The 17,234-nt window shown below is 68.3% G+C and carries 8 protein-coding genes, 1 tRNA gene and 1 pseudogene; 3 read left to right on the top strand and 7 right to left on the bottom strand.

Annotated elements, in window-relative coordinates:
- Window positions 1-76 precede the first annotated feature (76 nt).
- The 3 genes from QF206_RS11975 to QF206_RS11965 all read right to left on the bottom strand — a co-directional run bounded on the left by QF206_RS11975 (window position 77) and on the right by QF206_RS11965 (window position 4,427).
- Window positions 77-153: transfer RNA gene (locus QF206_RS11975), tRNA-Met, on the bottom strand.
- Window positions 154-313: 160 nt separating this feature from the next.
- Window positions 314-3,226: a UPF0182 family membrane protein gene (locus QF206_RS11970; RefSeq protein WP_281489470.1), complete on the bottom strand. Its 2,913-nt coding sequence runs from the start codon at window positions 3,224-3,226 to the stop codon at window positions 314-316.
- Between the two features lie 97 nt (window positions 3,227-3,323).
- Window positions 3,324-4,427, bottom strand: coding sequence for a YlbL family protein (locus QF206_RS11965; protein ID WP_281489469.1), 1,104 nt, complete (start codon window positions 4,425-4,427; stop codon window positions 3,324-3,326).
- 127 nt (window positions 4,428-4,554) lie between these two features.
- Here QF206_RS11965 and QF206_RS11960 point away from each other — a divergent pair, with 127 nt between their 5' ends.
- Both QF206_RS11960 and QF206_RS11955 read left to right on the top strand, forming a co-directional pair.
- The gene (locus QF206_RS11960) at window positions 4,555-5,892 is read left to right on the top strand and encodes a zinc-dependent metalloprotease (RefSeq protein ID WP_281489468.1); all 1,338 of its coding nucleotides are present in this window, start codon (window positions 4,555-4,557) and stop codon (window positions 5,890-5,892) included.
- A 139-nt stretch (window positions 5,893-6,031) separates the two neighbouring features.
- Window positions 6,032-6,817 (top strand): annotated as a pseudogene (locus QF206_RS11955) (TOMM precursor leader peptide-binding protein); the annotation flags it as partial.
- A 4-nt stretch (window positions 6,818-6,821) separates the two neighbouring features.
- Here the strand turns inward: QF206_RS11955 and QF206_RS11950 are convergent.
- Both QF206_RS11950 and nudC read right to left on the bottom strand, forming a co-directional pair.
- Window positions 6,822-8,567: an ATP-dependent helicase gene (locus QF206_RS11950; RefSeq protein ID WP_281489467.1), complete on the bottom strand. Its 1,746-nt coding sequence runs from the start codon at window positions 8,565-8,567 to the stop codon at window positions 6,822-6,824.
- The gene (nudC, locus tag QF206_RS11945) at window positions 8,564-9,508 is read right to left on the bottom strand and encodes an NAD(+) diphosphatase (protein WP_281489466.1); all 945 of its coding nucleotides are present in this window, start codon (window positions 9,506-9,508) and stop codon (window positions 8,564-8,566) included. Before nudC ends, QF206_RS11950 begins: the two co-directional genes overlap by 4 nt.
- A gap of 78 nt (window positions 9,509-9,586) precedes the next feature.
- Between nudC and QF206_RS11940 the strand changes: the two genes are divergently transcribed.
- Entirely contained in the window at window positions 9,587-10,585 is a 999-nt protein-coding gene (locus QF206_RS11940) for a phosphotransferase (RefSeq protein WP_281489465.1), read from the top strand.
- Window positions 10,586-10,592: 7 nt separating this feature from the next.
- Here the strand turns inward: QF206_RS11940 and QF206_RS11935 are convergent, their stop codons facing one another.
- The gene (locus tag QF206_RS11935) at window positions 10,593-13,889 is read right to left on the bottom strand and encodes an ATP-dependent helicase (RefSeq protein ID WP_281489464.1); all 3,297 of its coding nucleotides are present in this window, start codon (window positions 13,887-13,889) and stop codon (window positions 10,593-10,595) included.
- Complete coding sequence (locus QF206_RS11930) at window positions 13,882-17,226, bottom strand: PD-(D/E)XK nuclease family protein (RefSeq protein ID WP_281489463.1); 3,345 nt, start codon at window positions 17,224-17,226, stop codon at window positions 13,882-13,884. The genes QF206_RS11935 and QF206_RS11930 overlap by 8 nt, the downstream gene beginning before the upstream one ends.
- Window positions 17,227-17,234 lie beyond the last annotated feature (8 nt).

Here is a 17,234-nt window from a genome sequence, read left to right as displayed (position 1 = left end):
GGCGACAGCGAAATGACAAACGCTCCGAACCCAAAATTGTGGGTTCGGAGCGTTCACGATGTCTTGAGACATCACATGGTTGCGGGGGCAGGATTTGAACCTACGACCTCTGGGTTATGAGCCCAGCGAGCTACCGAGCTGCTCCACCCCGCGTCGTGATTACGAGCTTACCAGAGCGTCTCCCGGGCGTCGAATCGAGCAGACGCGTCGCACGCGCGAGCTCGTCGATGACGACGAAGGGCGGATGCCGGAGGTCACCCCCGGCATCCGCCCTTCACACGTGCGCCCGCTGCTTGCGGCGCCGCGACTCCGACTACTGATCGCCGGACGCGGCGATCGCACGCTCCAGCGCGTCCTGCAGCCGCTGATCGGCCTGGGCCGCAGCAACGAGATCGTTGCTCGCGTAGGCGGCCTCACGGTCGCGGAGGGCCTGAGCCGCGTCTTGCAGCGCCTGGTCGAGCTCAGTGCTCGGCTGTGTCGGCGTGCCGGGCTCGGCAGGCGTGCCGGGCTCGGTCGGCGTGCCGGGGGTCGTCGGCTCAGCAGGCACATCGCTGTCACCGGCGGGGGCGCCTGAGTCGCCGCCGAACAGGGCATCCAGCGCCGCGTCGAGCGTGTCTTCGAAGGCGATGCCGTCACCGAAGGCGACCAGCACCTTCTGCAGCAGCGGGTACGCCGTCTCGGTCTTCGACTTCACGTAGACCGGCTGCACATAGAGCAATCCGCCGCCGACGGGCAAGGTCAGCAGGTTTCCGCTGAGCACCTCGGTCTCGCCCTGTCGCAGCAGGTTGAGCTCTCGCGACACGGTCGGGTCGGCGTTGAAGTTCGCCTGCACCTGACCTGGGCCGGGCACCGTGTTCTGCTTGGGCAGGTTGAGCAGGGTGAGCTTGCCGTAATTCTCCGAGATCTCGCCCGGTGTCGACCCGGCATCCGCGTTCACAGAGAGGTAGCCGAAGAGCACGTTACGAGTCGACTCGGCCGTGCCTCGCGGGATGAACGTCGAGTAGAGGGAGAACGCGGGCGAATCCTCCCCCGGCATCTGCATGGTCAGGTAGTACGGCGGCTGCAGCGGGGGGTTCTGCCCCGTGGCCGTCGGCTCGTTCGGCGCGACCCACGCGTCGTTGTTCGAGAAGAACGTGGTCGGGTCGGTCACGTGATAGGTGCCGAGGATCGAGCGCTGCACCTTGAACAGGTCGGCCGGGTAGCGCACGTGCGCCATCAGGTCGGCGCTCATATCGGTGATCGGATGCAGCGACGAGGGGAAGATCTTCTGCCAGGTCTGCAGCAGCGGATCCTCCTCATCCCAGGCATACAGGGTCACGCTGCCGTCATACGCGTCGACGGTCGCCTTCACCGAGTTGCGGATGTAGTTGATGTCGTCGAACGCGACCACGGGACGCGGTGTGTTCGTGTCGGCGATCACATCGGAGAGCTGCTCCACCCGCGAGTATGGATACGACGCGCTCGTGGTGTAGCCGTCGACGATCCACACGAGCCGGTCATCGACCACGGCGGGGTACGCGTCGTTGTCGAGGGTCAGGTACGGCGCGACCTTCTTGACGCGGTCGCGGGGGTTGCGATCGTAGAGGATCTGCGACTCGGAGTTCACCGCGTCTGAGAACACGATCTGCTCCGACTGGAACTTGATCGCGTACACGAGCTGGTTGAAGAAGTTGTCGAGCTTCGGACCGCCGTCGCCCTTGAACGTGGTGTTCGCGTCCTGCGAGCTCTCCTCATCGGCACCGCCCGCCGGGAAGTCGAACTCGACGGGAGCACTGCCCTCGGGCGCGCCGACGATCGAGTACAGCGGCGACTGCTCGCCGAAGTAGACCCGCGGCTCGTAGTCGCCCAGTGCGCCGGTGGAGGGGATGTCGGCCTCGAGGAACACGGGCTGCCCATCGACCGAGCGCTGGTTGCCGTAGGCGGCGACCACTCCATAGCCGTGGGTGTAGACGACCGTGTCGTTGTACCAGTTCGACTCCGACAGACCGCGCTGGTTGAGCTCGCGGACCGCGATGACGGTGTCGGTCACCTTGCCGTCGATCTCGTAGCGGTCGACGTCGAGGTGGTTGGCGAAGTCGTAGTAGTTGCGGAACTGCTGCAACTGCCCGAACGCATCGCTGACGAGCGCCGGGTCGATGATGCGGATGTTCGCGGTGGTCTGAGCGTCGGTGCGCAGGGCGCCGGGCTCAGCATCCGTCACTGCGTTGTAGCGAACCTCCTGCACATCGGAGACCCCGTACGCGGCCCGGGTCGCGTCGATGTTGCGCTGGATGTACTCGGCCTCGACGACACGCTCGTTCGGGTCGACCTGGAAGCGCTGCATGACAAAGGGATAGCCGACCCCGACCACGAGGCTCGCCACGATGAGCAGCGCAGTGCCCACGATGGGAAGTCGCCACCGGCCGATCACAGCGGTGACGATGAACAACACGGCGACGAGCCCCGCGATGATCGCGAGAATGGCTCGGCCGGGAATGATGGCGTTCACTTCGGTGAAGCCGGCGCCGGTCTGCAGGTAGCCCGTGGAGGGGCTGGAGAGCGTGGCGTACTGGTCGAGCCACAGGCTCAGGCCCTGCAGGGCCAGGTAGACAGCGCCCGTGACGGCGAGCTGGACCCGAGCCGTGCGGGAGATGCGCACCTCGCGACCGCTCACACGGATGCCGCCGTAGAGGTAGCTCGTGGCGAGGGCCGCGAGCGCCGAGATCAGCACTGCCGCCGAGGCGAAGCCGACCACGCCGTGGTAGAAGGGCAGCTCGAAGATGTAGAAGCCGATGTCGAGACCGAACTGCGGATCGGTCTCGCCGAACGGCGTGCGGTGCAGCCACTGCAGGGCCACCTGCCAGCGGCTGGCGGCGGCGAGGCCCGCGAAGATGCCGAATACGACCGGCACGACCCACATGGCGAGACGCCGGAGCGGCTCGATGAGTTGCTGATAGCGGTCGAGCTGGGCGTTGAGCTTCGCGTACACAGGGCGCCAGCGGAAGGCGATCTGAATGCTCACCCAGACAGGAAGCGCCATTCCCAGGAAGCCGATCGCGAACATCACGGCGGTCGCGATCCACTCGGTGGTGAGCACCGGGAGGAAGCCGAGCTGGTTGTACCAGAGCACGTCGGTGTAGAGGCCGGAGAACGCGAAGAACAACACCACCAGCGCGGCGAGCACACCGGCAGTGATCGCGATCGTCCGGCGTGATTTGTTGGCGGGTGGGGATGCTGTTGACGTCAAGACGGCGCTCCAGGCTGCGGTTTACTGCGGTTTAGCGAACTGCGACACTCGGGTGGCTCCCCATCCTATCGACGCCGCATCACGGCTGACCGACAGTTCAGCCAGTGCACACCGGCAGGCCGGCGACATCCCCCGAGGCGATACCACGCAGGGCGTCGAGCGCATCATCGAGCGTGTCGACTCGGAACACCGACAAACCGTGGGGCTCGTTCCCGGTGACCTCGTCGCAGTTCGCCGACGGCGCGAGGAACCATTCGGCTCCGGCATCCCTGGCTCCATACATCTTCTGACGGATGCCGCCGATCGGCCCGACAGCGCCGGTGGCGGAGATGGTTCCGGTTCCCGCCACGGCTTCGCCGCCGTTGAGCGCCCCCGGGGTGAGCTTGTCGATGATGCCGAGGGCGAACATCATGCCGGCGCTGGGACCGCCGACATTCTCGAGCTGGATGTCGACCTCGAAGGGGAACTCGTACTCGCTTCCGACATACACCCCGACCATCGGAGTCGCGGGCTCGGAGTCGCTGAGCTCGGGGCGAAGCTCGACCCGCTGCTCGACACCGTTGCGCCGCACGACCATCTCGCCCGCGCGGTCGGTGCCGTTGTCTGCGATCGCGGCACGCAGGCCGGTGACATCGGTGAAGGTCTCGTCGTTGAAGCTCACGACCACGTCGCCGGCCTGTAGCTTTCCGTCGGCGGGGCCGCCCGGGATGACCTCGGCGATCGTGAGCACGCTCGAGAAGCGGTAGCCCAGTTCGGTCAGTGCCGCAGCGATGGCCTCGCGCTGCGAGTTCTCCATCTCGATGCGGCTTCGCTCGGCGGACTGCTCGCGGGACAGCCCCTCGGGGAACACCGAATCGACCGGCACGACCGAGCGAGTGGGGTCGAACCAGGCTGGCACCAGTTCGATCCAGCTCGGCGGTCGTTCGCGAGTGCCCACCACGCTGACGGTCAACAGTGAGAGAGCACCCTCGGTCGGGTACGTCGGCTCATCGGGGATCTCGATCAACGGCACATCGCCCGCCGGGGTCTCGACCACGCCGAGGGTGTCGAACACCGGACCGGGACGCTCGATCACGTAAGGGGCTGGAAGCATCGACAGCACGGCCGCGCTGACCATCCCGATGCCGAGCATGGTCCAGCCGAACCATCCGGAACGCGAGCGGGCGCGCTCAGAATCGGTTCGATCGGTGAAGAGTGCCACGCTGTCCTCGGCTCGAGCGGCCGGCCGCGGCGGGCGCCGCGGGCGCACAGCCGCGAGCACTCAGCCTATGACAATGAGCGAAGCAATTGCGCGGGCGCCGCCCAGGTGCAGCGGCTAGCGTAGAGGCATGGCCGATGATCCCCGGAACGACCCGAGCGAGGAGTTCCGCGAGTTGCTCCGTGCCTTTCTTCAAGGCGATCCCGACTTCGACCCGGCCAAGCTCGCCGGCGCCGCGGGATTGCCGGCCGACCCTGCGCTGCTCGCTCAATTGATGCGGCAGTTGCAGGCCTCGATGCAGTCCGCCGGTGACGAAGGCGTGAACTGGTCGCTCGCCGAGGAGCAGGCGAGCAACCTCGCTACGCGGAGCGCGGTCGTGACGCTCCCCGAGGAGCGCGCGCGCCTCGAGCAGGCGCTGCATGTCGCCGGCCTCTGGCTCGACGAGGCGACGGATGTCGGCGAGCTCCCGACCACGCCGAAGCTCATCAGCCGCGCCGAATGGGTGAAGGCCACCATGCAGGTGTGGCAGCAGATGACCGAGCCGGTGGCCACCTCCATCTCAGAGGCCTTGACCCGAGTGCTCAACGAGCAGGCGCCCGACGAGTTCGCCTCGATGCTCGCCGGTGCGAGCCGCCTCATGCGGAATGTCGGCGGCACGCTCTTCGCCATGCAACTCGGGCAGGTCGTCGGCCAACTCTCGACAGAAGTGGTCTCGGGCGGCGACATCGGCATCCCTCTGCTCGATGAGCAGACCGCGGCCCTGGTTCCCCAGAACGTGAAGGGCTTCGGTGCGGGTCTCGACATCCCCGAGGAGGAGATCGCGCTCTATCTCGCCACTCGGGAACTCGCGCACGCCCGCCTGTTTCGTCACGCCAAGTGGCTGCGACTGCATGTGATCAGCTCGATCGCCGACTACGCGCGCGGCATCCGCATCGATGCGGGACACCTCGAAGATCTCGCCGAAGAGATCGACCCGAGCAACCCGGAGCAACTGCGCGAGATGCTCTCGAGCGGTGCTCTCATCCCGCCGAAGACGGAGGAGCAGACGGCCGCCCTCGCGCGCCTCGAAACCACCCTCGCGCTCATCGAGGGCTGGGTCGATGTGGTGACGACCGCTGCAACGAGTCGACTGCCGAAGGCCGCCGCCATCGCTGAGACCGTGCGTCGGCGTCGAGCGACCGGCGGGCCGGCGGAGTCGGCCTTCGGTGCGCTGGTTGGGCTGGAGCTGCGGCCACGCAGGCTGCGCGAGGCCCTCGCCATGTGGAACGCCGTGACAGCGGCGGTTGGCCCCGAGCGCCGCGACGAACTCTGGGCGCACCCCGACATCATGCCGACGAGCGAGGACATCGACGACCCGGCAGGGCTCATCGCGCGGCTCTCGGAGACCGAGCCCGAGCGCGACGCCATCGACCAGGCCATCGAGGACCTGCTCAACGACGACTCCGGGGATCGCCCGCACGAGGCGTGAGCCGCTGGGCGGACCCTCGTGGTTCACGGCCCGGCGCGTGGCGACGGCCGTCCGCTCGGCTGCCCGGTGGCGCTGCGGAGGGGCCGTCATCCGTGGATGGATTCTGCGCGGAACGGGGACGGCCGGGCATCATCCCGGCATGATCCTGCGAATCGATCCTCGTTACTCCCCCGTGTGGCGCTCCCCGACCGCGCTCCAGTTCGGCACCGAACGGGCGGCGCTCGTGCTCGACGACCCGAAACCGGTTGAAGAACGCCTCATCGCGGCACTCGAGGGCGGCGCGAGCCGAGGCGGCCTCGCCATCGTGGCGCGATCGCACGGTGGCGACGACGCGCTGCTCGACGATCTGCTGCTGCGACTCGAGCCCTTGATGGCGCGTCCTCGGCCGAGCCCCGCATTGCGAGTGGTCGGCGCGGGACCTGTCGCGGCACGCGACCGGCTTGCCGAACTGCTGATCGCCCAGGGCTGCGAGGTGACGGTCGAGCGGCCGCAGGCCCGCGGGGAAGGTCAGGTGCGCGAGTCGGCGTCCACAGCGGCGGTTCGATCACCCGAACTCGCGATCGTCGTTGCCGAGCATGTGATTCCTCCGCTCGAGCACGGTCGGTGGCTGCGCGACGACGTGCCGCATCTGCCGGTCGTCTTCGGCTCCGAGTACGCCAGCGTCGGTCCGCTCGTGGTGCCGGGCGCCACGCCGTGCCTTTACTGCCTGGATCGCCATCGATCGGATGCCGACGCCGCTTGGCCAGCGATCGCGAGCCAACTCTGGGGGCGCGCGAGCCGCACGGCGACACCGCTCGTGACCGCTGAGGCCGTCGCCCTGACCACCAGGGTCGTCGAGCGCTGGCGCGACCGTGCCGAGCAAGCCGCGGGAGCGACCGACACACCTTCAACAGCGGTGCAGTACCTGGTGGAGGTGGCGACGGGCTCGGTCAGCGAGCGTCTGATAGAGCGGCATCCGGAATGCGGCTGCGCAGATCTTGGAGGAAGCGGCTCGGCGAGCGTGACCCCGATCTATGCTGCCCGTCGCGAGCCCAGGAGATCCGCAGCGAGCGCCGCGCGCGCGTGACCCCCACGTAGAACAACCGCCGTTCCTCCTCCACGCCACGCTCATCGCGAGCGTGACTGATCGGCAGCAGCCCCTCGGCCGCGCCGACGAGGTACACGTGGTCCCACTCGAGCCCCTTGGCGCTGTGCAGGGTCGCGAGTGTGACGGCGGCGAGTCCGGGCTCATGCTGAGCCGCCTGGCGCTCGAGCAGGTCGGCGACGAAGTCGTCGAGCGTCGTGCCCTCAGGGGCGTCGTCGGCGAGCCCCATGATCGCGTTCAGCGCTTCCCAGCGGTCGCGGGCGGCGCCCGGTTCCTCCGGCGGATGCTGTGACCAGCCAAGCGGGCGCAGCACGTCGCTCACGTGCTTGAACAGCGGCCCCGCCGGGCGCGACAGCGCGTAGCCGCGCAGTTCGAGCACGGCGCGTTTGACCTCTGGCAGGTCGAAGAACCGCGTGGAGCCGTGCGTGCGCACGCTGATTCCCGCTGCGGCGAGCGCCGATTCGATGACGGCCGACTGCGCATTGGTGCGCATCAGCACGGCGATCGCATCCGCGCGCTCACCGGCTTCGATGAGCGCGGTGATCCGCGCAGCGATGGCGTGCGCTTCCGCGTGGTCGTTGCGGAACTCATCGATCTCGAGGTCGGAGCTCCCACTGGATGCTGCCTGCGCGGCGCGCTCTGCGGGGTGCAGTTCGAGCGCCCCCGGCCGACCGCGCATCAGCCGATTCGCCGCCTCGATGATGGCTGGCGTCGACCGGTAGTTGCGCTCGAGCTTGACGATCGTCGCATCCGGGTAGCGGGAGCCGAAGCCGAGCAGATAGTCGCTCGAGGCGCCAGCGAAGGAGTAGATCGTCTGGCTGGCGTCACCCACGACGCAGACGTCGTCACGATCGCCCAGCCACAGTTGCAGCAGGTCGTGCTGGAGGGGCGACACATCCTGGTACTCGTCGACGACGAAGAAGCGGTACTGCTCATGCACATGCGCCAATGCACGCGGCTCGCTCTCGAGCAGACCCGAGGTCACGAGCAGCACGTCCTCGAAGTCCATGAGCCGTCGCTCGTCTTTCAGCCGCTCGTACGCCAGATGCAGGTCGAGCACGGTCTGCGTCGCAAGGTGCGCCGACACCGGACGTGACGCGAGCACGCCCTCGTAGTCGGCCATCGGCATCCGGCGCACCTTGCGCCATTCGATCTCGCCGGCGATGTCGCGGAGCGCGGCCGCGTCGATCCTGATGTTGACCGAGTCAGCAGCATGCGCGAGAAGGCGCGCCTTGCTGTCGATGATGCGTGGCATGCTTCCGCCGATGAACTGGGGCCAGAAGTAGTTGAGCTGAGCCAGCGCGCCGGAGTGGAATGTTCGCGCCGCGACCCCGGTGGCGCCGAGTGCGCGAAGCCGCGAACGCAGCTCGCCCGCGGCACGATTGGTGAAGGTCAGCGCCATGACCCTCGAGGGCGAATACACCCCACTGGCCACGCCGTACGCGATGCGGTGCGTGATGGCTCGGGTCTTGCCCGTGCCCGCCCCGGCGAGCACGCACACCGGTCCGAGCAGCGCACGAGCGGCGAGTCGCTGCTCGTCGTCGAGGCCGCGCAGCACATCGTCGGCCGAGGTGAGGCGCGCGCTCGTCACGGGCGAGAACCGTCTTCGATCTGCGCGCCGTACCAGTGCTCGATGAGTGCACGGGAGATCGAGGAAGGACCGGGAAGCAGCAACTGCGGCAGGGCCGCCGTGAGTTCGTCGCGACTGAACCAGCGAAGATCCAGGATCTCCTCACCGTCAGGGACCGTCGCACCGTTCCAATCGTCGTGCACGCGCGCAGTGAACCCGAGCATGAGCGACGCCGGGAAGGGCCAAGGCTGGCTGCCCAGGTACATGGGTTCGGTCACCAGTACGCCGGTCTCTTCGAAGACCTCGCGTTCCACCGCCGCTTCGAGCGACTCGCCGGGTTCGACGAAGCCGGCGAGCAGCGAATAGCGGTTGTGCTCCCACATCGCATTGCTGCCGAGCAGCAACCGGTCATCGCGATCGGTGACCGCGACGATCACCGCCGGGTCGGTGCGCGGGAAGTGCTCGGAGTTCGTCGGATCGACTCGTACCCAGCCGCCCATGGTCACCGTCGTCGGCTGACCCGAGCGCGGTGAGAACTCGTGGGCCCCATGCCAATTGAAGATCGCGACCGCTTCGGTGAACAGGTTGAGATCACGGGGGCTCAACAAATGAGCGATCGAACGCAGCGCCCCCCACTCGACCTCGAGCCGAGCAGCGACCCCGGCGTGGGGGTCACCGCTGAGCGAGACGCCGAGCACGGGAGTGCCCACCGGCTCGGTGGGTGTCGCAGCGCGGGTGCGGCCAAGGTAGACGACCGGTTCGATCCTCGGCACCGCGGAAGTCGGCAGCAGACGCAGGGCCGCAGCGCCCTGAATGGGCGCCTGCCCGTCCATGACCACCAGCACTCGAGCACTGGGGTCGTTCCACAACCGGTCGACGAGGTCCTGGTCGAATCGCGCCGCATGGTCGCGGTCGACTTCGGAGCGCACGAAGGGCAATCGCTGTGAGACCGATTGCGTCATGCTGTGATCCTGATCCGCGTCGTCGAATTGGCGTGGCGTGGGGCGGGCCACCGGGCCGAGCGACCTACCCTGTTGAGCATGGCCAGAACCCATCTCACTCTAGCCGCGGTCGCTACAGCGGCAGTGCCCGGACTCGAGGTGAACCGCGCCGGTGCGGTCGAGTGGGGTGCCAGTGATGATTTCGCCTCGGCCCTGCTGCACACCGACGCGGGCGAACGAGTGGTGCGGGTACCGCGACACCCACATGCCGAATCCGAGCAGTCGCTGGAACTTCTGGCGCTCGCCGCGCTGAGCCAAGGGGTTCGCTCGCGTCTTCCCTTCGATGTGCCGCGAGTGCTCGGGCAGGCGCCGGTCGATGGCACACGCGCAGTCGTGTACGAGTGCGCTGCCGGCACAGCGAAACCGCTGACGGCCTTCCACGTTCCGGATGCCGAGGCCGCCGCACGCGCTATCGCCGCCGTGCACGCTCTGCCCACGAGTTTCGTGGCCGAGGCGGGGCTTCCGGTGCAGGAACCGATCGAATGCTTGCGGTCGGCAGTCAGTGTGGTCGATCGAGCCGCCGCGACCGGGCTCGTGCCAGCCATGCTGCTCGACCGTTGGGGCAAGGCGACCGAGGACCAGTCGCTCTGGCAGTTCCAGCCGACGGTCGTGCACGGAGCGCTCTCATCGCGGGCGTTGCGTTTCTCGGGCGACACCGTCTCGAGCATCATCTCCTGGCACGCGTTGCGGGTGGCTGATCCCGCACTCGACCTGGCCTGGCTGCTGGCCGCGCGAGGCACAGGCGTCGCCGAGGCCGCGGTCGACGCGTACACCGCCGCTACAGCGGGAGCCGACCGCCAGGTGCGGCACCGGGCGGCGCTGTACGCCGAACTCGACGTGGCTCGCTGGCTGCTGCACGGCACCGATTCGCGCAGCACCGAGGTCGTGGACGATGCCGTGCAGATGCTGTCGACGCTCGTCGACCACGTGCAGGCCGACGTGATGAATCCGATCGGGCCCTCGACACAGCCCATTCCGACGGTCTCGGAGGTCGAGGCGCTGCTCGACCAGGCCGAGCGCGCTCGGAACGCGGGCTGACGCCGGCTCAGCTCGCCGCCTCGCGCCACAGCCGCGCCAGTTCCTCCTCGTCGAAGATGCGCTCGGGCTCGATGACCCGGTCGTCGCTGACGTAGTAGAAGGCGGCACTGATGCGAGAGAGGTCGATGCCGCGCCACTTCGCATAGGCGAGTCGGTACAGCGCGAGCTGCAACTGCCGGCGCTCCAAGTCGGCGGCGTCGCGCGGAGCCTTGCCTGTCTTCCAGTCGACCACCTGGTAGGTGCCATCGGGCTGCTCATAGACGGCGTCGATCTTGCACACGATGACCTGCCCGTCGAGCACCAGGTGGATCTCGCGCTCCACCTCGATCGGCGCACGGTCGCCCCAGGCCGAGCGCTCGAAGATGCGCTGCAAACGGACGAGTTCGGCCTCGTCGTACCCGCCGCCTGGCCCGGGCTGGTGCTCCAGCGCATCCACATCGAACGACAGCGATGCGTAGTCGCCCGAGCTGTCGAGTGTCTCACTCGAGCCTCGCACGCCGTGGCGCTGCTCGACCCACTGGTGGAACAGTGTGCCGAGTCGAGTCGCCTGATACGGACGCTCCGGCATGGGGCGAAGCAGTTCTGCGGCGACTGCGCGCGGATCCGAGACGAAGTCCTTGAAGCGCGACGCGGGAACGCGGTCGGGAACGGCCTTCAACCTCGGCGCGCCGAGCCTTCGACGGCGCTCCTCGAGCAGCAGCCGCAGCTCCGGTCCCCAACTGCCGGCATCCGCCAGCCCATCGGCGAGCTCTCGACCTTCAAGGCGCGCACGCGCTGCTCGCACGCGGGTCGCCGCTGCTTCCACGCGCCCCCGGCGGGCACCCAGTGGATCGCGCGGCCACTGAAATGTCTCCAGGCGGTCGCCAAGCGGATTCTCGTCGGACTCCCGCTCAGGAGGATCGGCCAGGATGCCCGCCGCGACGAGTTCCTGGAAGAACGTTCCGGGCGCGCGCGGCGTCGTCTGGCTGGACCAGTACGACCCCGTGAGGAGCAGTCGATGCCGAGCGCGAGTGACCGCCACATAGGCGAGACGGCGCTCCTCCGCGATCTGGTGGTCGCGGACAGCCGTCTTGAACTGATCGCGCGCGGCTTTCACCTCCTTGAGCGTCTCGGCGCCGCTCCACTCGAAACGAGGCAGGTCGGCCGCGTCGCCGCGGAAGTCGAACGGCAGCCGCCCAAAGCCGAGCCAGCCGTTCGTGCCTTCTCGAGACGCAGCCGGCATCTCCTGCTCGACCATGCGCGGCACGGCGACTGCGTCCCACTCCAGGCCTTTGGACGCGTGCATCGTCAACACCTGCACCATGCCGGGCTCCGGATCCTCGGGGCGAACCGCCAATCGCTCCCGCCATTCGGCTTCGCGGAGCCAACTCAGGAAGCCGCCGAGGCTCGCTCGCTCATCGATTGCGAGATAGCCCGTCAGTGCGTCGCTGAAGGCTTCCATGGCCGCCCGGCCCGCGGTTGCCGAGTCATTCGCCTCGAGCTCGATGTCGAGCATGAGTTCGTGCTCCACCGCGACGACGAGTTCCAGCAGGTCGGCGGACGCGCGCGAGCGAAGCCGAGCGAAGAGCGCCGCGGCCTCGCGCAATCGTTCGAGCCCAACTGCGCTGAACCGCGCCAGCTGCGAGTGATCGGAGCGCGTGCGGCCGACGAAGTCGAGCGCCTCCACTATGGAACCGCTCTCACCGGAAGCAACCGAGGAGCGGAACGCGGCCTTGACCTCGTCACTCAGCAGCTGTTGCGCAAGGTCGCGATCGCGCAACCAACCCGCGAGCTCCTTGAGCGCGAACAGGTCGGCTGGGCCGATACGCCAACGGGAGCCGGCGAGCAGCCTCACGAGCTCGGAGCCGGCGCTGGGGTCGTGAATGACGCTCAATGCGCTCACGACGTCTGCGACCTCCGGCTCGGACAGCAATCCTCCGACGCCGAGCACGTGGTACGGCACACCGTGGCGTCGGAGCGCTTCGACGATGAACTCCTGTGAACTGCGCGTTCGCAGAAGGATCGCCGCCGTGGCCGGTCCTTCCGCTGTGCCCTCGGCGAGGCGTTGTTTCGTCCAGAGTGCGAGCTCGTCGGCCTCCTCGGCGATGGTCTGCGTGAACGTGGAGTCGACGGGATGGGAACTCGCGCCGTCGCGCGCCTGCAGGGTCGCGACCGGCACGCGCCCGCGGGCGAAGGACTTGACGAGCGTGTTCGCCGCGCCCAGGATGGCGGTTCCGTTGCGCCAACTGGTGCTCAGTGAGTACTGCTGCCCCGCTTCGGCGCCGAACTGCTCGGCGAAGTCCTGGAGATTCGCTGCGCTGGCTCCGCGCCAGCCGTAGATCGCCTGGTTGGGGTCCCCCACGGCCATCACGGGGTGATTCTTGAACAGCGCCGCGAGCAATCGGGTCTGCACGACGGAGGTGTCTTGGTACTCATCGAGGAGCACCACTCGGTAGCGCGTTCGCATGTCGTCCGCGATCCGCGGCATCCGTTCCACAGCGGTGAGCGCGAGCGCCATTTGGTCAGAGAACTCGATGAGGCCGCGCTCGCGTTTGACTTGCTCGTACGACTCCACGAGATCCAGCAGCACGGGCAGCGTGCCGACGCTCGACGCGAGTTCTATGACGTCTTTGAACGCGCCGCGCGAACCGGTGGGCAGTTCCGCGATCTCGGCGAAGCGGCTCGCGAAGGCACGGACTTCGGCGGGGTCGGCCAGATGCTCCGCCATCGCCTGGCTCAGGGTGAGCATGGCGACCGTCAGCTGGTCAGCCGACTTCCCGAGCTCGCCGAGACGTCGGTCGTCACTGCGTATGACGATATTCCTCGCGAGCTGCCAGGCCGCCGCTTCACCGAGAAGCGCACCATCGCTCTCGCGCCCGAGCAGCAGCGCGTGCTCCCGAAAGATTCCGCTGGCGAAGGAGTTGTACGTCGACACGGCGGGCATGTCGAACTCGTCGACCGAAGCCGGTGCCAGTCCGGCGGCGGCTAGCTGATCGATGCGCTGCCGCACCCGGTGGCCGAGCTCCCCGGCGGCCTTGCGGGTGAAGGTGAGGCCGAGCACCTCCTGCGGGCGAACCAGCCCGTTCGCGATGAGCCACAGCACCCGGTTGGCCATGGTCTCGGTCTTGCCGCTCCCGGCTCCTGCGACCACCAGCGCCGGCTGCAGCGGTGCTTCGATCACGGCACGCTGCTGTTCGGTGGGCGGATATTGGCCGATGGCATCCGCGACATCGAATGCGCTCACCCGACGTGCGGCAGCATCGCTTTCGATCCATTGCGCGCCGTGCGCGACAGCACTGTCTCGAACCTGACCGGTGTCAGTCACTGCTCACCGCCTTCACGCGATGCAGGCGCATCGACGCGAGATCGCCTCGTCCAAATCTGTCGACGACGGTGCTTCCGCTGAACTCCGCAGCGGCCATCGCCTCAACCGCTGCCAGAACGCGGCGGCGGAAGGCATCGAGCTGCTCGGAAGCGGGCTCGCCCTGCACCGCTTCTCGATACGCCTTGCCACCCTTCCCCTCCCTGATGAACACGAGCTTGGCGCCGCCAGAGCGGTGCGGCGCCGGCAGGATCTCGTCGAAGCAACCCGACGCGTAGGCCAGCTGGTAGGCCCATAGCTGACCGTGGTCATCGATCTCGCGCTGCGAGGTGATCGGCGCACCGGTCTTCAGGTCGATGATCGTGACCGCCCCGTCCGCATCGCGCTCGACCCGGTCGATCGAGCCGCGGATCCGCGCGCGGCCGACATCGACCGTGAACCGGCCCTCGCGGGCGATGACAGTCCGGCCCGACTGGTCGCAGTCGCTCAGGTACTCGGCTAATCCCACGATGAGCCTCTGTGCGCGACGGTACTCGTGAGCCGCCAACCACTCCGATTCGAAGGCGAGATCCTTCCAGTTCTCGTCGAGCGCTTGCATCAACTCCTGAGGGTCGGCGGATGCTGCGTGCTCCATGACGCTGTGGAGCACCGTGCCGATCGCCATCGCGTTGCTCGGCTCGGAGCCGGCCACTTCTTGGACGAACCAGTCCAGCGGCGAGCGCTCGATGAGCTCGAGCCGCGACGGTGAGACAGGCACATGATCGCGGTCGGCGAAGAGCGCGGCCTCACTCGACGGTGCGACCACGCCATGCCAGTCGTCAGGGTCAGCCCCGGGCACCGCCTCCGCGGCGAGCACCGCCAATGCCGAAGCCGCCTCGTCGAGATCGCGACCCGAACTCCGCGAGGAGGTGAGCACGCGCCGCAGTCGTCCCGTCATCCCGCGGAGACTCAGAGGCGGTTCGCCGAGGCCGGAGTCGTCAGTGACCGGCGTGCCGGCAGGGGCCAGGGAGCAGAAGATGCTCCCCTGCGTGTCGTCATTGTCGACACAGGTGAGCACGACCCGTCGGCGCGCGCGGCTGACTGCGAGAGCGAAGAGCCTGAGCTCGTCGTGCAGCACCTGCCGACGTTCGTCGAGGATGTCCGCGCCGTCAGCTGGTCGCACCACATCGCCCATTGGGACTCCCGCCTGGGGCGCCGCGGCTGCGCGCACAAGCGCATCGGGTCGCAGGAGAGAGCCGCGCAGCCGGAGATCGGGCCAGACATTCTCCTGGAGGCCCGCGACCACGACCATGTCGAACTCGAGTCCGGCCGCTCCGTTCGGCGTGGTGACGAGCACTGCGTCGTCGGCCTGCTGCGGAGCGAGCGTGTCTTCTGGCACCTCGGCATCGAGCATCTCAGCCAAGAACTCTGCCGCTCCGTACCCGGGCCTGCGCTCCACGAATCGGCGGGCCGCCGTGAACACTGCGAGCACACCATCGAGATTGCGGTTCGCCTCGGTGGCTGAAGGCCCGCCACCCAGCGCCTGTCTCCGCCAATCATCGGCGAGTCGGCTGCGCTCCCACACCTCCCACAGCAGTTCCTCGACGGTCGCCCCTTCGGCGTGCATCGCTCGCAACCGTGCGAGGGTCGCTCCGAAGGATGCCGCAGCGCGGCCCACTTGGTGGTCGATGGTGGCGAGCCCGCCCGGCGCTCCGAGCGCGTCGACCAGCAGTTCGTCGGCGCTGCGTGTGCCGCCCGTGCGGAACTCCTCAGCTCGCAGCGCGAGCCGAAGGCGCCGAAGGCCGAGCCGATCGAGTCTGCCGAAGGGGCCCAGCAAGAGTTCCGCCGCGATGTCGGCGTCAAGCGCCCGCCGCTCGATCCCGAGGTCGACGATGCTCATCAAGTGGTAGGCAGCAAGGTCATCGCGCACCGGCTTCGCAGCGAGTGAGGTGCGCGCGGGCACTTCGGCCAGTGCGAGCGCGCGCACGATGGCGGCGAGCTGCGCCCCCGACCTGACAATCACCGCGAGTTCGCGAAGCGGCACACCGTCGATGAGGTGACGTTCGCGAAGGCGGCGGGCGATCGCAGCGAGCTCCCGGGCCGCGCTGCGGGCTTGAATCCTCTCGACCGTCGGCGGTCGGTCGGCAACCGCTTCGGCGCCCTCCGCGCTTCGCTCCGCACTCGCCCCGTGAGTGTCAGCGACGCTCTCGGCGTCGGCCGCGCCGGGAAGGAGCCTGCGGCGGCTCGCGGCGGTGGCCGCGACTCCGATGCGGTCGGTCACGGCAGCAGTGAAGGCTCGCAACGCCGCGGGTTGACGGTGCGAATAGCGGAGGGTGAGCGTTTCAGAGGGCGTGATGCCGAGCCGAGTGGCGAACAAGGCCACGGCGTCGCCTGAAGCGCCACGGAAGGCGCTCGTCGCGACGTCGGGGTCGCCGAATCCGACCAGCGTCTTCCCCGCGCGATGCAGGGCTGTCAGCACTCGCAGGAATGACTCGGTCGCCTCCTGAACGTCGTCGACTACGACGAGGCGGAGGCGCGCGACGCTCTCCGGCATCTCACCCCGCCCGATTGCGGCTTCGGCATACACGGCAAGCTGAGCCACATCGAGCGACCCCTCGCGCAGTTGCCCGGCAAGGAGCAACTGCTCTTCGGCGACGGCTGCGCTGGCCTCCCACTCCTGCACGCCATGAAGCCGGCCGAGCCGCCGCAGCTCGCTGAAGTCGATGTCGTGCTCGGTGGCACGCATCAGCAGCTCGCGCAGTTCAGTACGGAAGCCGCGCAGCGCCCGCACCTCCGGGCCGAGGTGCTCTGGCCACTCCGGTCCGCCGCCGTCTTCAGCGTGGCCGGCCAGCAGTTCGCGCAGCAGTTGGTCTTGCTCGCCGCCCGTCAGGAGCGATGGCGGCGGCGCGCCCCTCATCGCCGAGGCGTAGCTGAGGACTTCGAACGCGAGCGAGTTCACCGTGCGCACCAGAGGGCCGTTGGTCGCGCGGCCGATGCGCCGCGCCACTTGGCTGCGAAGGCGGGTCGCGCCGGTACGCGACGCGGTCAGCATGACCACCTCGTCGGGCGAGCACGTGCCGTCAGCGACACGTTGGGCGATCAGTTCGATGGCAGTGGTGGTCTTGCCCGCCCCTGGGGCACCGAGCACGAGGGCTGGAACACCCGGGTCGAGGCGGAGCACCGCGGTCTGGGTCTCGTCGAGCTGCGTCTTGTCGAGCTCGGCCGCATCGAGGCGAGTGGTGTGCAGTGCGGACGGTGCCTGCCCACCCGCAGAGCCGGCGTAGCGGTCGGCCGGATCGCCCAGCCCCTCCCCCGGGGCGCCGGTCTCAGAACCGGGACCGATGAAGCCGCTGACTGCCATGGCGACAA

The organism is Ruicaihuangia caeni (genome assembly GCF_029952955.1).
GTDB classification, from domain to species: Bacteria; Actinomycetota; Actinomycetes; order Actinomycetales; family Microbacteriaceae; genus Ruicaihuangia; species Ruicaihuangia caeni.
This window is presented reverse-complemented; position numbering and strand designations above follow the sequence as displayed.

Excerpts from the sequence above, each read along its gene's own strand:
- QF206_RS11960 (WP_281489468.1), top strand. The coding sequence starts at position 4,555 with ATGGCCGATGATCCCCGGAACGACCCGAGCGAGGAGTTCCGCGAGTTG.
- nudC (WP_281489466.1), bottom strand. The coding sequence starts at position 9,508 with ATGACGCAATCGGTCTCACAGCGATTGCCCTTCGTGCGCTCCGAAGTC.
- QF206_RS11940 (WP_281489465.1), top strand. The coding sequence starts at position 9,587 with ATGGCCAGAACCCATCTCACTCTAGCCGCGGTCGCTACAGCGGCAGTG.
- QF206_RS11930 (WP_281489463.1), bottom strand. The coding sequence starts at position 17,226 with ATGGCAGTCAGCGGCTTCATCGGTCCCGGTTCTGAGACCGGCGCCCCG.